Source organism: Providencia sp. 2.29, assembly GCF_015832305.1.
Taxonomy (GTDB): Bacteria; Pseudomonadota; Gammaproteobacteria; order Enterobacterales; family Enterobacteriaceae; genus Providencia; species Providencia stuartii.
This window is the reverse complement of the sequence record NZ_CP065420.1, coordinates 901746-924835: the sequence shown is the minus strand read 5'-3', so window position 1 is coordinate 924835 and position 23090 is coordinate 901746. Positions and strand designations below refer to the sequence as shown.

Below are 23090 nucleotides of genomic sequence, written 5' to 3'. Positions count from 1 at the left end.
TTATCAATTTAGCAATTAATGGGGTGGGATACTTTCGAATGCCGGATTTTGTCTATCGCTATCCGGCAATAACTAACGTTTTTTGAGTTGATTTGGTGAGATGCCAAAGCGCTTACGAAAAGCGACGGAGAAGTGAGCGGGAGTATAGCCAACCTGATAAGCTACGGTAGAAATATTCGCATCATGGACGCTCAATAGCTGATAAGCCGTTTCCAATCGATACTCTTGCAACCAACCGTAAATACTATTACCAAACAGTTGGCGAAACCCTTGCGTTAACTTACGAGTATTCATACCAACACGCTTCGCTAATTCATCCAAGCTAGGCGGGGATTCTAACTCCTGCATTAAGATAGATTTCGCTATCTGCAAATTATCAATATCACGTTGACGCAATTTAGGCGCTATTTGCGATGGCTCATGTAAAAAGTGATCTAAGCATAACGCTGTAATTTCAGTTACTTTAGCGCATAAGTAGAGCTGATGTAATGATGGATGAGTAGGACAGGCAAATAGCTGCTGTGTCATTGCTAGCACACTTGCAGGAATTGAAAAATGTAATAATTGAGCTTTACTAGGATGATAGCAGCTTTCAGGTAACTTTAATTGATGTTGTTCCAACCATTCAGGTGAAATATCGATCATCGTATATTTCATCGGTTGGCAGGCGCGAAACAGGTTGCATAGCTGGTAATTTTTCTGGCTGCCAGAGAGTATCAATGAGGGTGAATTAACCTCGACATTATGTCCAGAGCTGCTACGACAACCCATTGCGCCTTGATGTATGGCCACTAACTTCAGGCCTGCCTGTTGTTCTTCATTAATCCCCAGATCATGTGGGATCACAAACTCACCGCGACTGATGCGCACAAAAGGCCCAACAGTATAATCTTCGCGGTTAGAATGCGCTTGATTAAGTTTATCTTCAGAACGTTGCTGCATGATTTTTTTCGAAACAAAGGCGATGTACTGACTATCTTGTCAAATAAATAAGAAAATAACAATCATTATCATTTGCAAATTGTGCAATGCCAATTATTTTAGATTGAATAATCTGGCGTAATGCTTTGGATTAAGACGTAAAAATAACAACAAGGTTATCAAGATCATCAAAATATGCGCTATCCAAACCAAAGCAAAACTTTGGCTTACCTCATGTAACCAAGCAGCAAATAGAGGCCCAAAGGCCGCGATAATAAACCCGCCAGCTTGCATCAAAGAGGTTAATGCCCCCGCACTCTCAGGGTGCGGAAGATGATCAAGAGAAGCAATAATACTCAATGCAAAACACCCACCTAACCCAATACCGATTAAACAAACCCACAAAAAAGCGAATAACTGAGGGAAAAACACTAACCCTGTAAACCCGATCATTTGGCTACATAATGTCACAATCAGCCAAAATCGACGGTCAATATTGTGAGAAGCAAGAATGGGAATTAACAAAGCAGAGAGGGCTTGAAACACGCTCAGTAAGGCAACCAGTGAACCACTATCAGCACTGCTCATACCTTGCTCAATAAAAAATGGCGCTAACCATGTGACTACCGTTCCATATCCTGCATTAACAAGGCCAAAACCAACCATGAGTAGCCAAGCCCTCGGCTTCGCTAAAAAGACAAAAACCGATCCTCGCCCATGGTTTTGATGCGTGGCTGATGAATCGATATTAACGACAACGGCGATTAGTGCAAATAAAGCGGGTAATGCCATCCATGCTAAAGCAATTTGCCAATGTCCTGAGGCTGTTGTACATGATTGTGCCATCTCGTTACAAGAAATATTGGCAAGTATCGGGGCCAACTGTGCACCCATCGCCCCACCCGCCATTAACATCGCGGAGTATAGCCCCGTCATCGCGGCCATTTTTTGTGGGAAACGTAATTTAATTAGTCCCGGAAATACCGCTTGAATATGCGCAGCTCCCACACCACAAATAAAAGCGGTGATTAAGAGCTGCTCTCCATTAGTCACAAATAGACGCGATAAAGAGCCGATAAGCAACAATAACATCGCAAGGCTAAGCCCAACTCGCTCACCTAGCCTTTGGTTCAAGGCAGGAACAATTAAAGCGCCAACCCCCATTAATAGCATCGGTAACAGCGTCAGTAATGAAATGCTTTGGTAAGTCATCCCCGTAGTTTGGATAATCCCCTCGATCAGTGGACCAGGCCCCGTGATAAAGGGCCGTAAATTGATCCCGACTAATACGATGGTCATAACCAAACCTAATGAAGCGGTTTTATGCCCAGCCATTAATGTTGTTGTTCCCGCCAGAAAGTATAAAGCGCGGATTGAGCCTCATTTTCGGGTTTTAATTGAATAAAAGTCAGCCCATGTTGTTGCTGTGGCTCGACTCTCAGTGATTGGGCGATAGCCTCTGTCGATAAACCAAATGGCTCTGCATCTTGATTTGAATACGCATAAACAATCCGCGAAATCCCCGCCATACGCATCGCAGCTAAACACATTGGGCATGGCTGACCACTCGCATATACCACACAATCTTCTAACCGAGTGCGTTTTAAGGTTTCGCCTGCTTGACGTAACGCCATTAGCTCTGCGTGAGCCGTTGGATCGTTCAGCTCAAGCATCTGATTAACACCTGTTGCAACCACTGCGCCATCACGCACAATCACGGCGCCAAATGGCCGTCCACCTGCTTTGACATTCTCTTTAGCCAGTGAAATAGCTTGTTGTAAAAATTGTTTATCTTGCATTATTTCGCTCCTGAACGTTCAAGGATTTCAACCAAGTTGCTATATCCTTTCTGCTTTGCCAACGTCAATGGAGAATTGCCTGACGCATCTGCTAAATTAACATCAGCACCACCTTTGATAAGTTGCGTCACAATCGTGGCATATTTTTCTCTGCCATCACCGAGTATGATAGCTTCTATTAATGCCGTCCAACCAAGTCTATTTACATGGTTAACATTAACACCGGCATCAATTAGGGTTTGCACAGTTTTCACGTGACCGCGTTCAGCAGCGGGGATCAATGCGGTTCCCCCATAGCGGTTAGTACTTGCTAGATCTGCACCATTTTCTAGTGTCATCTCTAGAATTTCTTGTAGCCCTCTGGCCCCCGCATACAGATAAGGTGAATCTTGGATTGCATCACGGGCATTGACGTTAGCCCCCTGCTCGATTAGAAAGCGAGCCACTTCGATTTGATTGGCATGTGTCGCTGCCATTAAAGGAGTACGTAAACGTAAATCACGCTGTTCAATATTTGCACCTTGCTTAAGGGCTTGAGTCACCCCAGAAAGATCCCCTTTTTCAGCAAGAGTCACCAACGACGATGAGTCTACTTGTGCAAATGATTTTGCCATTAATATCAGTGACATACTAAGAATACCTAACATATAAGCTAACCACTTGGTCGTTAAACACCATTTTTTCATTGTGCTCCTCCTTTGTCGTCTATTTAATCTACTGAAAATATATGCTATTTAAAAATTAAATATTTAAATGTCAGGTATCTATAAAATGAATACATTGCTGAATTTTATTCTACTTAAGACCTTTATTACTGTGGCAGAAACCGGTAATTTCACCGTCGCTTCACAACATTTAAACTCAACTCAATCCACGCTAAGCCAGCAAATCCAACGCTTAGAGGCTTTGGTTGGACAGCCTTTATTTATCCGTGGTCATCGTATGCTCACACTGACGGAAACCGGCGAAGTACTTTTCAGTTATGCAAAGAAGATCATCGCGCTCAACGATATGTTTTTTATGAAAATCACGGGAAATGCGGTGATCCAAACGCTGCGCTTAGGTTTTCCGGAAGATTTTGCTTCAGGGCAAGTAACCCCGACTCTCGCCGCTTTTATGCATGAACACCCCAATATTCGTTTAGAGGTCACAAGTGGTCTTAGTCGCCAGTTATATCAACACTACCAGCAAGGAGCGCTTGATTTGATTATCGTTAAGCAGCGCAAGGGGGAATTTAAGAGTGATTATCGCTGGCCGGAGCCGCTATGTTGGCTAACGAGCGCCAATAATGAGTATTTAAATGCCGATTCTTTGCCTTTGATTGTTTTCCCTGAAAATGGCTTGTATCGTAACGATATGTTCCGCTTACTGGATATTGAACAGCGCCCTTGGCATATAACTTACACCTGTTCAAGCCTTGCAGGTATTCAAAGTGCCATTGCTGATGGGCTTGGGATCAGCTTACTGCCGTTACGCGCTAAGTTACCACAACATCGGATCCTGACGGAGCAAGAAGGTTTCCCCGCCGCCGAAGAGATGGAAATAGCGATGCATGTCCACGATAGTTCCGACTCGATTAAGGTGTTAGCAGAACGGTTGGCAAGACAGCTTGAACAACTTTGATAAAGAACATGATATGCAGAAACTCTTTGATCACCTAATCACGCTAGAAAAAAAGCTACATCATTATTCAAATAGAGATAATTTAGAATTTCTTGAAAATATTCTGCACCCAGCGTTTTTAGAATTTTGCCGCTCTGGTGTGAGCGCCGATAAAACAGAGACACTTTTAGCCCTCACCCAAGCTAATAATTTATTGGAAATTCACTCCGAAAATTTCCAATGTGCACAGATAGATGCGAATACAGTGCTCATCACCTATTTAAGTTTTCAACTTGATAATGAGATACGTATTAAACAAACACTACGTTCATCGATTTGGAGCAAAAATCATCACAACCAATGGCAGCTCCGTTTCCACCAAGGAACACCAAGCTCGTTATAAATGCTTTTTTGCTGCATCGTAAACGTCATTACGATTACACTTTCCTATGACATATAAACAAATTTCGTTTATTTACTCTATGCAATTTCATGGCTACTATTTTATTTGTTTATTGAAAATAATATCTAATAAATTTAAATAGTTAATGGAATAAATAAAAGGAAATTAAAATGAAAAGACACCCTATTCGGCCTAACTACGACCCCTATAATTGTAATAGTGGTATACCTCATATACCTGATACACACTGGGATCCACATTCAAAAGCATGGGAGTTCAATGATGTACAAGTTAATCATGACTTCATCCCAGCAAGCTTGCAGCCTGAAGTCAAGGATGCATTAAAGAACAATATTTGTCTTGTTTGTGGTGAAAAGAATTGTCCGTACCTTAAAGAGAAAAATTTTCAAGAATTAATTAAAGCGATCAATAGTGGTGATAAGACGGGTGCTTTAAGAATTTACAGTCAAAGATTTGCGCAATTCAGGAATATGAAAAAAAGCATTATTATGGCGAGTTTAGATAGAGCCAGAGTCGCAAGGGAAAGACAAGGTCCATGTGGTTATTCAGGGCCTATACAGTCAACAGGTATTATTGCAATGCCAGGGATATGGAGTGCGTGGAAAGATCTCCTCACAAGTATGCCAAATGAAATTACCAATACTCCCCATTCGTATACAGTTAATTTTAATAATTCATCAAACTTAGAGTCATCATTTGATGTGGAGATTAAATATCCAATATCTAGTGGAATGAAAACGGTTAATACAGTGGGACCAGGAGCTTATCTTATTGAAGCTACTGGTGGTGGAACTGCAAGTATACGCATAAAATCACATTCAGTACCTATCACGGTCAGTATAAGCTTCCCTAAATAATTCATTATTTAACTATATAAAACTAAAAGAAGTACAACGTGATTTCTTTTAGTTTTTAGCATTTCGTCCATAACTTTCTAAAATATTATTTATTACTTTTTTATCCGAAAATGCCTGTCTATATCCATTTTCAGATTGTATTTCCCCTGCGATATACGTTTGAGAAATTTTATTTACACCGAAGTAAAGAGATACCTTTTTACCAATATTTTTACTCAGAAGAGAATTAAATCTTTCCGAACATTTAGGTGTTCTATTGATCTCAATATTCAAAACATAGTCATTTTTTAACTGTGAATGTCCCAATTGAAGTACAGAAACACACTCTTTTTCTAAAATAAACTCATCATTTTCAAATTTATAGACGAGCCTATCGTTGTTACCTGCCACTGAACAACCTATTGATAAGACACCAACAATAGCGATTAAAAAATTCTGGATCCATCGACTCACTCAAATATCTCCTTTATAACAAATAAAAAATAATAACTTCCATCTTAGCTTGTTATACATTTAGTTTCAGTGCTCAAAAATACAAAAATCCCCCTGTAAGATAACCCTACTGAGGGATTGATTTAGCGATTAGCTTGGTTAACCAAGCCTAAGCACAATTATAGAACGTCAACGCAGTTCAGTTCTTTGAACGCTTGCTCTAAACGAACAACCATGGATTCTTGACCTTTACGCAGCCATACGCGTGGGTCATAGTATTTTTTGTTAGGCTTGTCATCACCTTCTGGGTTACCCAACTGACCTTGCAGATAACCTTCGTTCTTTTTGTAGTAGTTCAGGATACCTTCCCAAGTTGCCCACTGAGTATCTGTATCGATGTTCATTTTGATAACACCGTAGCTAACAGCTTCTTTGATTTCAGCAGCGCTTGAACCAGAACCACCGTGGAAAACAAAGTCTAGGCTGTTGTGAGGCAGGTTAAATTTCTCAGAAACATAGTCCTGTGAATTACGTAGAATTTTTGGTGTTAACTGTACGTTACCTGGCTTATAAACACCGTGAACGTTACCGAAAGAAGCAGCGATAGTGAAACGAGGGCTGATTGCGCTCAGTTTCTCATACGCGTAAGCAACGTCTTCTGGTTGAGTGTACAGCGCAGAGCTATCCATACCGGTGTTATCAACTCCGTCTTCTTCACCACCAGTACAACCCAGTTCGATTTCCAGCGTCATATCGATTTTCGCCATACGAGCCAGATACTTAGCACAGATCTCGATATTTTCTTCCAGAGTTTCTTCAGACAAGTCAATCATGTGTGAAGAGAACAGAGGCTTACCGGTTTTCGCATAGTGTTTTTCACCTGCGTCTAGCAAACCATCAATCCATGGCAGCAATTTACGTGCACAGTGGTCAGTATGCAGGATCACAGGAACACCATAATGCTCAGCCATTTGATGGACGTGTTGAGCACCTGAAATGGAACCTAAAATAGCCGCTTGTTGGCCTTCCGCTTTTAAGCCTTTACCTGCGATAAAAGCAGCACCGCCGTTAGAAAACTGAACAATAACTGGAGCACGTACTTTCGCTGCCGCTTCAAGTACGGCATTAATTGAGTCTGTACCGACACAGTTCACCGCTGGCAATGCAAAGTTATTTTCTTTGGCAACTGCGAAAACTTTTTGTACATCATCACCTGTGAGAACACCCGGTTTTACAAAATCAAAAATTTTAGACATTTGAAAAGGTCCTGTGTTAAACAGGCTGCATCGGCAGCCTGTTGTTCATGACAAATTAATTACGCTTTAGCACGTTCTTCCAGCATCACAACCGCTGGCAGCTTTTTACCTTCAACAAACTCAAGGAAAGCACCGCCGCCAGTTGAGATGTATGAAATTTTATCCGCGATACCAAACAGATCGATAGCCGCTAATGTGTCACCACCACCCGCGATAGAGAAAGCTTCACTATCGGCGATAGCACGAGCAACGATTTCTGTTCCTTTACGGAAGTTAGGGAATTCAAAGACACCAACAGGGCCATTCCACAGAATGGTTTTGGCATTTTTCAAAATTTCAGCCAGACGCTCAGCAGACTCATCACCTAAGTCCAAAATCTGCTCGTCATCTTTAATTTTTGAACTGGATTTCAGTGTCGCTTCGGCAGTTTCAGAGAACTCTGTCGCCACACGAACATCAGTCGGAACTGGGATATGGCAGTTTGCCAGTAATTTTTTCGCTTCAGGGATCAGGTCCGCTTCATATAAAGAGCGACCAACGTTGTTGCCTTCTGCCGCGATAAAGGTATTTGCAATACCACCACCAACGATTAATTGATCGGCAATTTTAGATAGAGAATCTAATACCGTTAGTTTTGTTGATACTTTTGAGCCACCTACGATAGCGACCATTGGGCGAGCAGGGTTATCTAATGCTTTACCTAATGCTTCAAGTTCAGCACTTAACAGAGGTCCTGCACATGCAATCGGAGAGAACTTCGCCACGCCATGCGTTGATGCTTGAGCGCGGTGAGCAGTGCCGAAAGCATCCATAACGTAAACATCACATAATGCAGCGTACTGTTTTGACAGCGTTTCGTCGTCTTTTTTCTCGCCTTTGTTAAAGCGTACGTTTTCCAAAACGACAAGTTCACCCTCTGCGATATCCACACCACCAAGGTAGTCTTTTACAAGACGAACAGGATAATCGATTTTGTCGGCTAGATAGTCAACAACAGGCTGCAGTGAAAATTCTTCATTGTACTCGCCTTCAGTCGGACGACCGAGGTGAGATGTGACCATGACTTTAGCACCTTGCTTGAGAGCAGTTTCGATTGTTGGTAATGAAGCACGGATACGTGCGTCAGAAGTAACTTTGCCATCTTTTACAGGAACGTTTAGGTCAGAGCGGATGAAAACGCGTTTACCCGCTAGGTCCAAATCGGTCATCTTAATTACAGACATGGTGAATCCTCTTGTTGATTCTCTATAAAGTTTTCATTAATGGCTGTTTGGGTATCAGTTTACCCTACCGTCTGTCAGCCGTTAATTAGTTGAAACCTGTTGCTGCCATCGCTAATGTTGTATCTAGCATCCGGTTAGCAAACCCCCACTCGTTATCACACCAAACAAGGGTTTTAATTAAATGCTTGCCGCTAACTCGCGTTTGCGTCCCATCAACAATCGCACTGTGTGGATCATGATTGAAATCCATCGAGACTAACGGTAATTCAGTATAGTCTACTATACCACGAAAATGACCATGTGCGGCGCTTCGCAACAGTTCGTTTACTGTAGCCACACTAACATCACTGTGCACGGTAACACTCAAATCGATAGCTGTCACATTGGTTGTCGGCACACGTACTGATATCGCCTCAAAATGGTCTTGGAATTTAGGAAAAATCCGCGTAATTCCTGCTGCCAACTTTGTATCAACAGGAATAATAGATTGGCTAGCTGCTCGCGTTCTTCTTAAATCATGATGATACGCATCGATCACCGGCTGATCATTCATTGATGCATGGATCGTTGTCACCGTACCCGATTCAATCCCAAAAGCATCATCAAGTAATTTAATAATCGGGATAATGCAATTTGTGGTACAAGATGCGTTTGAAACAATTTTATCTTCAATCGTTAAGTTATCATGATTAACACCATAAACAACTGTCGCATCCAAATCATCCGTACCAGGGTGAGAGAACAGTACTTTCTTCGCGCCTGCTTCAAGGTGTGCTAAGCCATCTGCACGGGAACCAAACACCCCAGAGCAATCAAGTACGACATCAACCCCTAGCTCTTTCCAAGGTAAGGCGCCGATATCAGGCTGATGGAAAAGACGAATGTTATCGTCGCCAACCTGTAACAACGCACCATTAAGACGGACATCCCAAGCAAAGCGCCCATGGCTAGAGTCGTACTTGAGCAAATGAGCAATCCCTTCTGGAGTTGCTAGCTCATTGACCGCGACAACGACTATTTCAGCACGTCGCCCTGACTCGTATAACGCCCTTAGTACACTCCGCCCGATCCGGCCAAAGCCGTTAATCGCCACTTTTATTGGCATCCTACACCTTGAATTTCAACAAAATCACACGGCTGATAAGGATAACTGACTCACACAAACTCTACTGCTGATTTTAACTGTCAAACATCAAAAGTGTGCTTCACTCGACATTTTTGAAATTTTTTATCTCAATCACAGCAAAGACTGAAACGGTTCAGCTAATTAAGAATTAGATTAAGGGATATATTCACAGAACGCAATAGTCAAACCCAATGAAATGCACAAAAAAACAACGCCCCTGCACCAAAATTGATACAGAGGCGTATTTTCACTCGTGATTACTGCCTATCTCTAGGCCGTAACCGCAATTATTTCAGCAATGATTTCGCTGCTTTTACCGCATTTTCAACAGTAATACCGAACTCTTTAAATAGCTCTTCGGCAGGTGCAGACTCACCAAATGAGTGCATACCAACGATAGCACCATTCAAGCCTGTATACTTAAACCAGTAATCTGCAATGCCCGCTTCAATCGCAACACGCTTAGTGACGCTTGAAGGTAGAACAGCTTCACGGTATGCCGCATCTTGCTTATCAAATACTTCAGTTGAAGGCATTGAAACAACACGCACTTTATGACCTTCGCTAGATAGTTGATCCGCAGCTTTCACCGCCAACTCAACTTCTGAACCTGTCGCAATAAAGATAAGCTCAGGCTGACCTTCGCTATCTTTCAGGATATAAGCCCCTTTCTCGATTTCAGCTAATTGTTTCGCTGTACGAGGTTGTTGCTCCAGATTTTGACGGGAGAAAATAAGCGCACTTGGGCCGTCTTTACGTTCAATAGCGTATTTCCATGCCACCGCTGATTCAACTTGGTCACATGGACGCCATGTATTCATGTTTGGCGTCACGCGCAGGCTAGCTAATTGCTCAACAGGTTGGTGAGTTGGGCCATCTTCACCCAGACCGATAGAGTCGTGAGTGTAAACAAAGATACTACGTACTTTCATCAGTGCAGCCATACGCACCGCGTTACGCGCATATTCAACGAACATTAGGAATGTTGCACCATAAGGAACAAAACCGCCATGCAGAGCGATACCGTTCATGATTGCTGACATACCAAATTCACGGACACCGTAGTGGATATAGTTACCCGCTTTGTCTTCGTTTAGTGGTTTAGAGCCTGACCACATTGTTAAGTTACTTGGTGCTAGGTCAGCAGAGCCACCTAAGAACTCAGGTAAGACTTTACCGAAGGCTTCTAATGCATTTTGTGATGCTTTACGGCTTGCGATATTCGCAGGGTTTGCTTGCAGATGTTCAATAAATTTTTTCGCTTCTGCATCGAAATTCGCCGGTAGCTCACCCGCCATACGACGTTTAAATTCTTCAGCTAATTCAGGGAATGCTTTTGCATAAGCGGCAAATTTTTCATTCCAAGCATGTTGTTTTTCTTTACCTGCATCACGCGCATCCCAAGCTTTATAGATTTCTTGTGGGATCTCGAATGGGCCATATTGCCAATCCAGAGCTTTACGAGTCGCCGCAATTTCAGCATCACCTAATGGTGCACCATGGACTGATTCAGTGCCTGCTTTATTGGGTGAACCAAAGCCGATCACGGTTTTGCACATAATCAGTGTTGGCTTGTCTGTTTCGCGCTGTGCTTCAGTAATAGCAGCATGAATTTGGTCAGCATCATGACCGTCGATATCACGAATAACATGCCAGCCGTAAGATTCAAAACGCCCTGCCGTATCGTCTGTAAACCAACCTTGTACATGACCATCGATAGAGATACCGTTATCATCGTAAAACGCGATCAGTTTGTTTAGCTTCAGCGTACCAGCCAAAGAACAGGCTTCGTGGGAGATCCCTTCCATCATACAACCATCGCCCATAAACACATAGGTGTGGTGGTCGACGATGTCATGGCCTGGACGGTTAAATTGAGCAGCTAATGTACGCTCTGCAATAGCAAAACCAACTGCGTTTGCGATACCTTGCCCTAATGGACCGGTTGTGGTTTCAACACCTGGAGTATAACCATATTCAGGGTGGCCAGGGGTCTTAGAGTGGAGCTGGCGGAAGTTTTTTAACTCATCCATAGATAAGTCATAACCCGTCAGATGCAGCAAGCTATAGATCAACATTGAACCATGGCCATTTGACAGCACAAAGCGGTCACGGTTAGCCCAGTGTGGATCTGCTGGGTTATGATTCATATAGTCACGCCACAGCACTTCAGCAATATCAGCCATGCCCATAGGCGCACCAGGGTGCCCTGATTTTGCTTTTTGAACCGCATCCATACTTAGAAAGCGGATAGCATTAGCAAGGGTTTTACGAGTCGTCATTAGTATACTCCAGGTCGGATAAAAACGTACTTAAACCAATTTTCACAACGCAATATGGAATTGTTGCTCTTTTTCACAGACAAGCTATGAAACTAACGCAATTTGCTCCACACAGCAATTATTCGCTACATTCGTGCCCGCGAATCGTCAATAAATTAAACTATTTCAGAGCTGAATCCTTTCCATTGCGCAAAATATCACTTAAAGATGATTTTTTTGCGCAAATCATTACCCTTATTAAACCTGAGTTTACCATCAGGGATCAAGGTGATTTGTCATTCTTATGCATTTAGGGATAACAATAGTGATTATTAGCAAATTTTGCTATGAAAAATTGGTGGATTAGATAAGAGATAAGCATGGCTCTACACATCGAAACAAAAAATCCCTATTCGTTATACGACTTGGTTATAATCTCGATACAACAGGAGCACGCTAGCCGCCAAAAAATGAGTATATTTAGCTCAAAAGTGCTGAATAATCCAATGCAGATAGGAATGAAGAAGAGATATCTGCTAATAAATAAAAATAATGCATTAGAGGTTTAATTGTGGCATTTGGAATTTTTCGCAATATTGTGCACTACGGCTTTCATTTTTTAGTGACAATCTTATTTGGCTATCTATTTTGGCGAAACTAGCTGAAAACTAGCAGAATTATTGATGATAACAACCATGACAGTCGATTTAGATCATTTACTGGCCTATCCGATTTTTGAGCCTAATCAATAGAGTATTGGTTTCCATTCGTTACACACTGGTTGGGCGGCTATCGCGTATGTGATGATATTTTTACTACCATCATGGAAATTAAAAGCAATTGCGGTGGGGTATTTATTCCATCTTTTTACCGACTCACTGGATTGTTATATGGCAAATTTAAAACAAAATACCACCTATATCGTTCTCATTGAGAAATATCATATGCACAGCCCCCACTATATTAGTGGTTAGCCATATACAAACCAAAATCGGCTATTTATGATAATAAATATCAATAGTCATAAATAGCCAAATTCTACATTTTATTTATATCACTAAAAACAATAAATATCCTTGGAGCTACTTGCCCATGCTCCGATAAAAACCAACATATGCATTAGCAAATAATTGGCAGCCAAATTTGATACCTTCTTTAATCATAAATTGATATTTTGGTTCATCCCAATATTGATTGACTACTTTCAAAAAATCTTCTGAGTGCTCAATATCCAGTTCTCGATGTAAACCATAATGGGTGATCTTATCTTCTGGCAGCCAACCCTCTTTAGTTATAGCTTCAAATATCATGCACGATACATCAACAAACGTTCTCTCAATACCTGCATACATAGAAGCAGCAAAACGAAAATCACAAAAAGCAGAAACTCCACGTAATGCTTCATTAAAGATCCGAGCATTCGGAGGGGGGTTCTGTAAGTCAATACTGGATATATCACCGCCTAAACGTTCGATCAAAGTTAAGATTGTATTTCCATGTACATTTTCCTTGATACCTTGACCATGTTCTTCCCAAAGATTACCCACCAAGGCAATTCGTGAAATGGGGTCGGATATATTGGCAATAATTTGTGCCATTGGCCTACTGAAAAAATAAACCATCGGTGCAAATTCTAATTGGCTATTTAAAAATTGTTCATGAGTCATTTCACCAGAAGTCAGAGATTTAAAATAGGGATTTTCAGGCAGATTTAAATCAAGTATAGATGATTCCAATTGGTTTTTTAATTCTATATTCAATGACATACATCAACCTCCAAGTTTATTTTCAGGGAAGAATACGTTTTTTATCAAACAAGATAAAAGTAAATTAATCATTTCCTTTAAAATAACCATGGCATATTTCAGTTACATTGACTTATATTTAATTATATTAATCATTAATAATTTATTAGCTCATTAAATTACCGATAAAAATAGCATCATAAAATATACAAATTTAAATAATTCACATCATTAACAAAGTAAAATAACCATTCTAATTACCAATATATAAATTATATTTTCATCGCTTTGTTTTAATTAAAAGTACATGATGATATTTTGTCGCTTTTATGGACGCTAAGAATAATGACGATAGGGGGGATTTTTACCGATTCATTGGATTGTGATATGGAAAGAGTTTAATCCTAAACACACCACATAATATTTGAATACGATAGCTTTGGCTCAGTTTTTTAATTATCGCAAGTTGTTCAGGGAGTCTGACATCACCAGAAAAGTAGCCTTCTTTAAGAGCTCGTTATGCTTTTCGAGGTGAGCAATTTTCTTTTTTAGTGCACGAGTTTCAACTTGTTCTAGTGTCATTGTCGATGCTTTTGGCGAAATACCTTTACGCTCATTTTTGAGTTGCCGAACCCATTATCCAATGGTTGATTTCACCATGTCCATGGCACTAACTGCTTCAATCATGGCATAATTCTGGTCGAGAACTCATTGAGCGATTTCAAGTTTAAATTCCATACTGAAATTACATCTAATTTGCTTTGTCATACATGTCACCTATTAAGTTATGCAGTGTATAATAGCACCTCTATTCAATGACCAAATTAACTATGCCACTAAAAACTACTATTATAAAGGGACTTCTTCTTGGTACATCATCACTTCCCAAAATATGAATAACATAATTACGATATCGATTAACAGTTATTGCTCCTCCCATGTAAACAATAATAAGAGGAGCTGTCGCTATTACCTATAATCAAATACGATGATCGTGCTGCCGAGATATTCACCTGCAACCGCCGCTTCTGTTCCTAATGAATCAGAGATGTAAATGGGGGTATTCCCACCCTCAATAGTGGACTCTATAACACTTACATAATCTTTTCCGTCCAAGGATATAGTAAGAGTATGAGAGAGTTGAGATCCTGAGGGGGACTTGATTACATCAGTTTTCGATATAGGATCATTGTACATAACATAAATACTCACATTTGCACTTTTATTACAGTTAATGCTGCCCTGTCCAGTAGCGACGTGTCCTGCCACGAGTTCACGGCTAATAACACCATGGTTAATATTTGGTATTGAAGTTGTGCAGACAGGTGGTACGATATCATAGTTAACATATTTACACATTGCTTGAAGTGGAGTTCCATAATTCTCCATATCATAGGGAATCATTGGAGGTACAGTAGTACTGAGCCCGTACAGTTGCGCACATACAACAGTATTCGGCGCTAGTTCATACACGCCTTCGCCCCCATACTTGTGGCCACTCTTAACAGTCTGAAAAACAATCTCACTGATGATGTCATCACTAGAATAATGGTGACAGGATAACGGTAATTGAATACTATCTGACCATAACGTCGTCCACTTTCCGTTAATGCTTGGATACCAAATACGACTAACGAATGTACACATACTACAAAGAGGGGGACCAAAACTACTATAACCACACGTTGGCCTATGTCCAATGTTTTGTGGATTAAGAATACTGTCAAGCGAGAGCCAAGTGATTGTTTTAGGAGCAAGCCAATTACCACTGCCAAATCGATCCTCGATTTCTAGGTTAAAATTAGAACCGAATGCAAGTAATGGGACTAATAGAAGTAAGGTTAGTAATAATTTCATATTATTCTCGTCTATATACACCAAGGCAATAAGAAAGAGCTGATAATACGCCCGAAATCCTCTGCCTCATCGTTAAAACAAATGACATTCAGCACTAAGTCTGACGATATCCAGCTTTGCTCATGGAACTACTGGCTCCTGCGGTTGATTTTTCAGTTTGCACTAAAATGTATTCATTATTCATATATCAAGCCATACGTCAGAGTTGCTGTAAAAAAACCCGGTTGAATGCTCTCTACCGTTGCGCCTTCCACCGCCTGCACATATGCTCGCAACCGAATAGTCATATCCCCTTTTTTTATCGGTATTAAAGGCTCTACCTGAGTGTTATTAATGGGTAACGCTACCCCACTCGGGGTTTCAAGACCTATCGCAATCCCACTAGCCTGACTTCCAGCATCTACATTCAGTAATCCATTGTCGGTCGTCGAAACACCACTAAATTTCACTGAAATACTATTTCCCAAAGAAGTATCACAATCCGTCAAATGAAATTGGATGTCTTCCTTGCTATAACGACGTTGTCCATTCAGCAAATCCTTTGAATTAATATTGCCGCCAAAATCAACCCCAAAATTTTCATAGGTAGGATCGACTGTGCATGGCAATGCAATCAATGTCCCGCTGTACTGGATATCATTACTGTTCATCGCCTGAGTAGTTAATGACAAACAACTACAAAATAATAAACATGCACTTATTGATATCCAGCGTGTTACCTTACCATTGAGTCTATTCATGGATAATTCATCTCCACGCTAGCCGTTGCAGTAAATCCCCCTTCAAACAAGGTTACTGAAGGATCCGTATCTTTGACAGGTACCGCATATAACGGTAAAGCTGCGCTGCCATTACTCGACATTTTTATTGGGGTTCCCGTATTCGGTGGAATAACCTGCCCCTCGTGATACAAACGGATCCCAAGCCCTGGTACACTGGCTTGTAATGCCTTGTCGTCAAAAGGCGCTGCCATACCACGGTACTCTAGATATAAAGCGACCGACTCCCCTAACCCTGCACCGCAACTTAGCGTTAACGTAAAGTCTTTTTGATAATTAACCCCATTAATTTTAGTAATACCAACTTCACCGAATGGGACTTTAATGGGTTGATTCACACCTTCAGGCCCTGACACATCACACGGTGGGTTTTGAATTAAATTCGCCGTGAAATTGACATCAACAGCATGTGCCATCTGTAATATAAAACTCGCTGATACAAAGACACTTAACCTTAATATTGTTTTTAACCTCATCATTGATACTCCACACTCAACGTCGCGGATGCAGTCATCTGACCGTCATTAATCCCCCCAGTCCCACTGCCAATCGGTATCACACTGAGGGTTGGCTGAGTGCTATAATTAAAATGACGCCAGACACCTAAATTCAGATTACTGTTACCCGCCATAAGGCGTAATCCTAAGTTCTTGTCCGAGGTGGACAACACATTCGCCGCTTGGCCACTCATGCGGGGGCCATCAAATTTCAGTTTTAAGGCTGGATTACTTGCTGCATCGTCGCAACTTAGAGTATACGGAATGTCAGTTTTCCCGTAGCTAACGCCATCGATGTTTTTTATGATCAGGTCGCCCATCGCCACATTGATGGGCTGTCCAATCCCGTCAGGCCCGTAGATATCACAGGTCTTCTCAACCACTGTGACCTTCACGGTTAAGGTATAGGTTTCTGCAAGGGTCGCCGCTGAACACAGCATCAAGCTGCTCATCAACAGACTCGTTGCCAGCACTTTCGGCAGTCGACATCGTCTCATTGTCATAGTGATGACCACTCCTACTCGTACAACATTTCAAATGCAATCAGCGCCGAATACGCTCCCGGCACAAGCTGCCCCGTTCTCACCGGCGTCACGTAATAGGTCAACTGACTTTGCCCTGAAGGCAATAACTGTGGCTCACTTTCGAACCCCAAAGGTAGCAGTGAACCATTTGGCGTCGTGATAGCCAGCCCCAATCCTCTTACCCCATTGACGCGAGCGACATCCGGCATTGATGGCACACTATCTGCTAAAAAACGAATTTTGACTGCTGGCTGACTGGAGCTCCATGCTGTCATTCCCGTTTGTACATTATCTAAACGAGTCTCAGTCTCTAAACAGTCCTCTAACTCAATCTGAAACGGTACGGGTGCTCCTCTACCATTATGCTGCAAGGTACTGGTATCCAAATTCCCCATCTCGACTGATTGGTAACTAGATGTCATCGCTAGCCGACATGGGCTTTCCGTTAATGAACCTGACACGTACAACACACCATGCTGTCCATCGATATTCCAGTTATCTACTGGCCGATAGAGATTGCCATTATTATCAGCCGCCATGCCTGATAAACTGACGGTGCTGCTAAACATCGCTAGAAGTAAGCCGTATCGGAAAACGTTTTTTCTTTGTAAGTCTGTCATGCGTACTCCTTCAATATGGGCACCGTCAGTCGGGTGCTTACTCGAATTATTCGCTTTTACCATTTGGAACAACCTGACAGCTCGACGCCTGACAGCGGAAGGTCAAATTAGGGCGTCCACCATAATCATTGATGTAAGTCAGTACGGGATTATTTCCTAATTGATTAGCGCTGATGCCTAAATCATCCTGCCCAAACGGTGGCACCATGACAGGTGTAAAATCTTTGCCATCCGATGCTTTGCCATTAGTCGTCGCATTAATAATCGTGACGTAATACGGGGTTGGATTTTTCACGATATAACGTTCACCTTGTTTATCTAAGGTTAATTTGTCTTGCCATGGCGCACCGTTTTTTTCAGGTATTATCGCTTTAGGTCGATAAAACAGCTTCACTCGTGTTTGCAGAGCAATTTGTAATGTGTTTGGTTTATCGCTTTTTGGCGGTATTTCTCGTAAATTAAAATAAAATAAAGACTCACGATCTTGAGGTAACGAATTAATAGCAGGTAATGCTTCAATTTTTACTTGGCTTGATTTACCTGGCTCTATACGCTGTACGGGCGGTAATACAACCAATGGCGATTGGATCTTCTGCCCTTCCGCATTTTCAATCCACCCTTGCGCTAAATATGGTAACTGTTTGTTGTTATTTGAAATATTGAGTGAGATTGACTTTTGTCCACCATCAAAAATAACCCGAGTCCTATCCATCGATACCGCGGAATAAGCTGTGCTGCTAAATAATGCCAAACCAATTAACCCCATGGTTGTACGATAAGAAATCGTTAATTGCATAGTTATTTACCTTTTATTTCTGTGTTCTCTCTTGAGCCATGCTTTTCGTGAATTAGGCTATTCTTGTGCTGAATAAAACTATCTTTTCGCTATCACTGTTGATGCTGGTAACGTTGTCGGAATACACGGCAATAGTAATGCTTCCTGTAAAGAACCTAACTGAATAGGAAAGGTGATCTGACAAGCCTTATCTTCTCCCCAAGTCACAGTCATCACACTCTGAGGGTTAATACCACTGATATAAGCACTTCCAGAATCACCCACAATTCCTGTATTTTGCGCTTTACTGTTTTGTATTTGAGCGCCGAATGGCGGGTGGCTACCATCAGGCAATCGCAGTACAGTCATCGCTTTTTGTCCTGATACCACAGCAAAATGACGATAACCTACAGCGCCTTCTGTGAGCGTAGCTTGTACTACCGACTGCTGTGCTTCTACATTGTCTGGTAATGCATTTAAATCAATTTGAGCCTTACTACGGTAGTAACTACTCACATCACCAACAATGGCTTTACCAAACATATTCGAGGTGATCGGTGCACCTATCCCTTTGATCGGTACATCCGAAACACCATCGGTATCGACTAACATTCGCGTTCCTCCTAATGTATTAACACGATGAAGTCCGCCTCCCTCTGGGGTAAAAGTCATTCCACCGCTCATTGATAGACCAAATGCACTATATTGGTTATGCATATAACTCACATTAGCCGTTAAACGTGCGATATCAGCTTGATGGGTGATAAATGCACTTCCCGTTCCTCCTTTTTTGCTACTCCCGGCACTCAACTGGTATGTCGTTCGATCATTGATTCGGTCGTAATAGGTCGCCCGATTTGTCGTATCGTAGCGACTACTATTCAGCGAATACCCTACGTTGGCGCCGTTACTTAAGGGGAATGAGGTCGATAGATATATACTGTCATCCTTGACACCGTTATAAACACTGCGGTTTGCCGATAAGTTAACACTGATATTTTTGAGTGAACCAATATCCATATATTTCGACAGCATAATGCTGTAATAATCATTATCCGGCTGATCCCAATAAGTTTGGTGGTTATAGTTGAGGTATAACGACATTCCTAACTCGCCGAAATTTTTATTCAGCGATATCGTATATAACTCTTTACTCCCTCCATAACGCTCACCGGTTTTCAGTGCATTTAAGAAATCAGACATCGACATAAAGTCACGCTCGGAAAAGCGATAACCTGCAAATTGAATAGTGCTATCAATCGCCTCAAAACGTTTAGAGTAATTAATACGGTAAGAACCTCCGCTTAAATTCCCCATATTTGGTAATCGAGCAAAAGATTGAGTAACATCGAAAGATAAAGCTCCAAATGCCAATAAATCACGCCCAATACCCAGCGATACGGCATTGTAATTTTTACTATTCAGGCTACCGCCAAATAGTGACCAGCCGTTGTTGACTCCCCACGAAAATTCACCCGTGACAAAAGAATCCCCTTCACTGTGACGCTGATAATTAGTTGGCTGGCCTAATGCTAATTTGTATTGCATTTGCCCCGGACGCGTTAAATAAGGCAAGCTAGCTGTATCTATTTGAAAGTCTTGAGTTGTACCATCTTGTTCTTTAACTGTGATATCGAGTTTGCCACTAACAGCATCACTCAAATCCTGAATACGAAACGGCCCTGGAGCGACTTGTGTTTCGTACAACACTCGCCCTTGCTGGCTAACTATTACCGTCGCATTTGTTTTTGCGATACCTGTCACTTCTGGTGCATAACCACGCAAATTTGGCGGGAGCATATTCAATTCAGAACGCACACTGGCGCCAATAAAACGAAATGAATCAAAGATATTAGAAACGAGGTAATCCTCCCCTAATACCAATTTAGCAGCGAGTGACGGCAATGCGCGATAGGCATAAAACCGATTCCAGTCAAAGTCTTTATTAACCGAATCACCAGAACCAGTAGCATGATTTAAACGACCTTGCCAATCAGCGCGAAAGCGCCAAGCCCCTAAGTTCACCCCTACAATACCATTTCCATTTAACGCATAACTATCGTGACCACCGTTATATGAATTATTGGCATTACCATTAATGTTATAGTCCAGCATCAACGCAGCAATTCCCTCATCCCAACGCGATGGTGGATCCCAGTTAGGCGCAGTGAATTCGAGATAAGCTTGTGGGATACTCACGTATAATGACGAGGTAGCTAAATCACCATGGATTTGCATCCCTGGTAAACTACTTGCTGTCAGACACTGTCCGTCATGCCACCATGCCAACTCTTTTTTTGCCGATGAAGTCAATCCAAATTGATCCGCTACCTCTGGCGATATACAAGCTGTGCTACCTTGTGGATCATCTTCAGGGGGATAAAAAGGCACTGACACTTCTGAAAACTGCTCGCCATTTACCTTTAATGTTAAAGAATAGGTCCCCGGCATGATGTAACCCGCACGAGAGAACTGCTCTAGATCGATGTTATTTTTATCTTCTAGATCTAGCACATCCGTATTGAATTCAATTGTCTCAGTTGCCCACAATGGCGTTGATAGACCATAGAATGAAAAAACAATGGCTAGGCCTAAGCAACTAAGGCGAAAAAATACAGGTCGTGAAGAAGACATAAATAACATCCCTAAAAATCAGGTTCAGGAAAAACGTAAGCTAAAAAGAAAAAATGACTTTTTATTATTAGTAATAATCCAGCTTAAAACGCAGTGCGCTTTGATATTGCCCCGGACGTAAAGGCTCTTTATCGGCAACTAGCCTTAACCCATAATTCAGTACAGTATTTCCCGGTGCGATAGTTTGTTTCTCTGTGGACTTCCCTGGATAAATAGGCTTCCCATCTGCATCTTGTAATAACAGAGCAACGCCACGCGCATCTCCCGACACCGTAAACCAATTACCAGAAGCAGGACCGTCAAAAGTCACCGTAAAAGCTTGCCAAGGAGAACCGGTATATGGCACTAAAGTGCAACCAATTAGCGTAATAGAGAAAGGGTGAACAGGACCTTGTCCTTGTTGGCGTATTGTTCCAACGGGTAATATTCCCATGTCGACAACCTGTTCATAAGAACCGGTATCAATAGCACATGCAGAATCGACAATACTGCCATTCATGTTGACACTTCCCCATAGTGTGGAAGCTTGTGCTTGTACACTCGGTAAAGTGGCAAATTGACTAACAAGTAACATGACTAAAATAGCTTTCATAACCGAGTTCCCCCTCTTTTATATTTCCCCTAATCACGAAGTGACTTAGGGGAATACTTCATTGACAATAACGATTAGTTATAGGCCAATGTAAAGTTGGTCACAGCTTGGAAACTACCCGGAACAACAGTCGCATCTGACATACCTTGTAGCGCAGCTTGAAAACTCAAAATGTTATTACCTGAGGTATAAGCACGCTCAACGGTTGAATCATTGATATTGATTTTTGCACCTGATTTATTCATCAATACAATACCTGCACCAGACGCATCACCTGTAATTTGAATTAATCCAGTATTGCTACCATTGTTTACCCACTCTGTACCTTCAAATTTCACTTCAACCATATTGTTATATTTTTGGGTAACGCCATCTTTATCTTTATATTCTGCGTTCAACGTGCAACCTTCGAGATGGATCTCAAAAGGCTGAGCTGCGGACATACCACCTTTCTGTAGGGTAACATTAGAAACCTGTCCTAAATCAATAGTTTGACTTTCATCTCCTGGAGCGATTGAGCATGGTGCTTCAATGATAGACCCCGTGAAAGTTACTGTGCCTTTTCCTGCATCCACAGCAAAAGCGGATGCGCTCATTGCACCAGAAATTAAGGTTGCTAAAATAATTTTTTTCATGATTGCCTCTGCAATATAAATATATTGTATTTGAAAAAAGGAATGTATTGACAATCCTTCAGACGTGCGTATTCCTAATTATTTAGAGATAAATAATTTAAAAACCTTTAAATAAAAAGAAATGATAAAATAACTAACCCCATAAGTTAGTTTGGTCATATCGAGAAAATATTTCGAGCTGTTTCTTCAATTCTTCCGATTGGTCAGTAGAGCTAAATACATTATGATATTGCACACAGATTTTCTTTTCCTTTTCGAATACCTGTAAAAAGACCTGATTAAAGAAATCTGTTAACGAAACATTTAATGCATTTAAAATAACAATCAATGTATCTATTGTTATATTACAAACTCCACATTCATAACGTGATATTTGTTGTTGGGAAACATTAACTAGCTTAGCTAGATCTTTTCCTGTCATCGAACGTTCTTTGCGTAATTTATGTATTTCTTTCCCGATAGCTTTGGTAAAAACAGTTCTTGAATCATCGAGTTTATTTTTCGGCATTTGTACCGCATCTACTCTCACTA

The 23090-nt window shown here is 41.4% G+C and carries 23 protein-coding genes and 2 pseudogenes; 4 read left to right on the top strand and 21 right to left on the bottom strand.

What is annotated here, in order from left to right:
• Nucleotides 1–72: 72 nt before the first annotated feature.
• From I3B46_RS04030 to I3B46_RS04015, 4 genes are all read right to left on the bottom strand, one after another.
• Nucleotides 73–942: a helix-turn-helix domain-containing protein gene (locus I3B46_RS04030; RefSeq protein ID WP_004927282.1), complete on the bottom strand. Its 870-nt coding sequence runs from the start codon at nucleotides 940–942 to the stop codon at nucleotides 73–75.
• A 93-nt stretch (nucleotides 943–1035) separates the two neighbouring features.
• Nucleotides 1036–2256 (bottom strand): cyanate transporter, encoded by a 1221-nt coding sequence (locus I3B46_RS04025; RefSeq protein WP_104872980.1) that lies wholly within the window; start codon nucleotides 2254–2256, stop codon nucleotides 1036–1038.
• On the bottom strand, nucleotides 2256–2720 hold the full coding sequence (locus I3B46_RS04020; protein WP_004927277.1) for a nucleoside deaminase: 465 nt from the start codon (nucleotides 2718–2720) through the stop codon (nucleotides 2256–2258). Before I3B46_RS04020 ends, I3B46_RS04025 begins: the two co-directional genes overlap by 1 nt.
• Entirely contained in the window at nucleotides 2720–3406 is a 687-nt protein-coding gene (locus tag I3B46_RS04015; RefSeq protein ID WP_163761924.1) for an ankyrin repeat domain-containing protein, read from the bottom strand. Before I3B46_RS04015 ends, I3B46_RS04020 begins: the two co-directional genes overlap by 1 nt.
• Nucleotides 3407–3491: 85 nt before the next feature.
• Here I3B46_RS04015 and I3B46_RS04010 point away from each other — a divergent pair, with 85 nt between their 5' ends.
• The 3 genes from I3B46_RS04010 (at nucleotide 3492) to I3B46_RS04000 (ending at nucleotide 5603) form a co-directional block, all read left to right on the top strand.
• On the top strand, nucleotides 3492–4343 hold the full coding sequence (locus I3B46_RS04010; protein WP_014656753.1) for a LysR substrate-binding domain-containing protein: 852 nt from the start codon (nucleotides 3492–3494) through the stop codon (nucleotides 4341–4343).
• Between the two features lie 13 nt (nucleotides 4344–4356).
• Nucleotides 4357–4725 (top strand): nuclear transport factor 2 family protein, encoded by a 369-nt coding sequence (locus I3B46_RS04005; RefSeq protein ID WP_223854846.1) that lies wholly within the window; start codon nucleotides 4357–4359, stop codon nucleotides 4723–4725.
• 170 nt (nucleotides 4726–4895) lie between these two features.
• Nucleotides 4896–5603: a colicin Z family toxin gene (locus tag I3B46_RS04000; protein ID WP_076914468.1), complete on the top strand. Its 708-nt coding sequence runs from the start codon at nucleotides 4896–4898 to the stop codon at nucleotides 5601–5603.
• Between the two features lie 48 nt (nucleotides 5604–5651).
• On the opposite strand, the gene I3B46_RS03995 is transcribed toward I3B46_RS04000, so the two are convergent.
• From I3B46_RS03995 to tkt, 5 genes are all read right to left on the bottom strand, one after another.
• Entirely contained in the window at nucleotides 5652–6056 is a 405-nt protein-coding gene (locus tag I3B46_RS03995) for a hypothetical protein (protein ID WP_004927262.1), read from the bottom strand.
• 158 nt (nucleotides 6057–6214) lie between these two features.
• On the bottom strand, nucleotides 6215–7291 hold the full coding sequence (fbaA, locus tag I3B46_RS03990; RefSeq protein WP_004927260.1) for a class II fructose-bisphosphate aldolase: 1077 nt from the start codon (nucleotides 7289–7291) through the stop codon (nucleotides 6215–6217).
• 59 nt (nucleotides 7292–7350) lie between these two features.
• Nucleotides 7351–8514 carry a phosphoglycerate kinase gene (pgk, locus tag I3B46_RS03985; protein ID WP_004927258.1) on the bottom strand — a complete coding sequence of 388 codons (1164 nt, stop codon included), beginning with the start codon at nucleotides 8512–8514 and terminating at the stop codon, nucleotides 7351–7353.
• An 85-nt stretch (nucleotides 8515–8599) separates the two neighbouring features.
• Complete coding sequence (epd, locus tag I3B46_RS03980; RefSeq protein ID WP_004927255.1) at nucleotides 8600–9619, bottom strand: erythrose-4-phosphate dehydrogenase; 1020 nt, start codon at nucleotides 9617–9619, stop codon at nucleotides 8600–8602.
• Between the two features lie 308 nt (nucleotides 9620–9927).
• A complete protein-coding gene (tkt, locus tag I3B46_RS03975) occupies nucleotides 9928–11922 on the bottom strand; it encodes a transketolase (protein WP_104872983.1) in 1995 nt (664 codons plus the stop codon).
• 662 nt (nucleotides 11923–12584) lie between these two features.
• Here tkt and I3B46_RS21675 point away from each other — a divergent pair.
• Nucleotides 12585–12875: pseudogene (locus I3B46_RS21675) on the top strand (DUF6122 family protein).
• Nucleotides 12876–12983: 108 nt separating this feature from the next.
• Here I3B46_RS21675 and I3B46_RS03970 read toward each other — a convergent pair.
• The 12 genes and pseudogenes from I3B46_RS03970 to I3B46_RS03920 all read right to left on the bottom strand — a co-directional run bounded on the left by I3B46_RS03970 (nucleotide 12984) and on the right by I3B46_RS03920 (nucleotide 23088).
• Entirely contained in the window at nucleotides 12984–13667 is a 684-nt protein-coding gene (locus I3B46_RS03970; RefSeq protein ID WP_088499034.1) for a TenA family transcriptional regulator, read from the bottom strand.
• A 364-nt stretch (nucleotides 13668–14031) separates the two neighbouring features.
• Nucleotides 14032–14414 (bottom strand): annotated as a pseudogene (locus I3B46_RS21670) (transposase); the annotation flags it as partial.
• A gap of 201 nt (nucleotides 14415–14615) precedes the next feature.
• Nucleotides 14616–15503 carry a hypothetical protein gene (locus I3B46_RS22280; protein WP_104872984.1) on the bottom strand — a complete coding sequence of 296 codons (888 nt, stop codon included), beginning with the start codon at nucleotides 15501–15503 and terminating at the stop codon, nucleotides 14616–14618.
• Between the two features lie 176 nt (nucleotides 15504–15679).
• The gene (locus tag I3B46_RS03960; RefSeq protein ID WP_102780757.1) at nucleotides 15680–16243 is read right to left on the bottom strand and encodes a fimbrial protein; all 564 of its coding nucleotides are present in this window, start codon (nucleotides 16241–16243) and stop codon (nucleotides 15680–15682) included.
• Complete coding sequence (locus I3B46_RS03955) at nucleotides 16240–16761, bottom strand: fimbrial protein (protein ID WP_102780758.1); 522 nt, start codon at nucleotides 16759–16761, stop codon at nucleotides 16240–16242. Before I3B46_RS03955 ends, I3B46_RS03960 begins: the two co-directional genes overlap by 4 nt.
• Nucleotides 16758–17282, bottom strand: coding sequence for a fimbrial protein (locus tag I3B46_RS03950; protein WP_231405893.1), 525 nt, complete (start codon nucleotides 17280–17282; stop codon nucleotides 16758–16760). Before I3B46_RS03950 ends, I3B46_RS03955 begins: the two co-directional genes overlap by 4 nt.
• A gap of 14 nt (nucleotides 17283–17296) precedes the next feature.
• A complete protein-coding gene (locus I3B46_RS03945) occupies nucleotides 17297–17986 on the bottom strand; it encodes a fimbrial protein (RefSeq protein ID WP_163761923.1) in 690 nt (229 codons plus the stop codon).
• Nucleotides 17970–18719, bottom strand: a complete 750-nt coding sequence (locus I3B46_RS03940; RefSeq protein ID WP_104872986.1) for a fimbria/pilus periplasmic chaperone — start codon at nucleotides 18717–18719, stop codon at nucleotides 17970–17972. Before I3B46_RS03940 ends, I3B46_RS03945 begins: the two co-directional genes overlap by 17 nt.
• Before the next feature lie 78 nt (nucleotides 18720–18797).
• Nucleotides 18798–21332, bottom strand: a complete 2535-nt coding sequence (locus I3B46_RS03935; RefSeq protein WP_042117398.1) for an outer membrane usher protein — start codon at nucleotides 21330–21332, stop codon at nucleotides 18798–18800.
• 67 nt (nucleotides 21333–21399) lie between these two features.
• Complete coding sequence (locus I3B46_RS03930) at nucleotides 21400–21924, bottom strand: fimbrial protein (RefSeq protein ID WP_004927221.1); 525 nt, start codon at nucleotides 21922–21924, stop codon at nucleotides 21400–21402.
• Between the two features lie 74 nt (nucleotides 21925–21998).
• Nucleotides 21999–22559: a fimbrial protein gene (locus I3B46_RS03925; protein ID WP_004927218.1), complete on the bottom strand. Its 561-nt coding sequence runs from the start codon at nucleotides 22557–22559 to the stop codon at nucleotides 21999–22001.
• A 133-nt stretch (nucleotides 22560–22692) separates the two neighbouring features.
• Complete coding sequence (locus tag I3B46_RS03920) at nucleotides 22693–23088, bottom strand: helix-turn-helix domain-containing protein (RefSeq protein ID WP_061064704.1); 396 nt, start codon at nucleotides 23086–23088, stop codon at nucleotides 22693–22695.
• Nucleotides 23089–23090 lie beyond the last annotated feature (2 nt).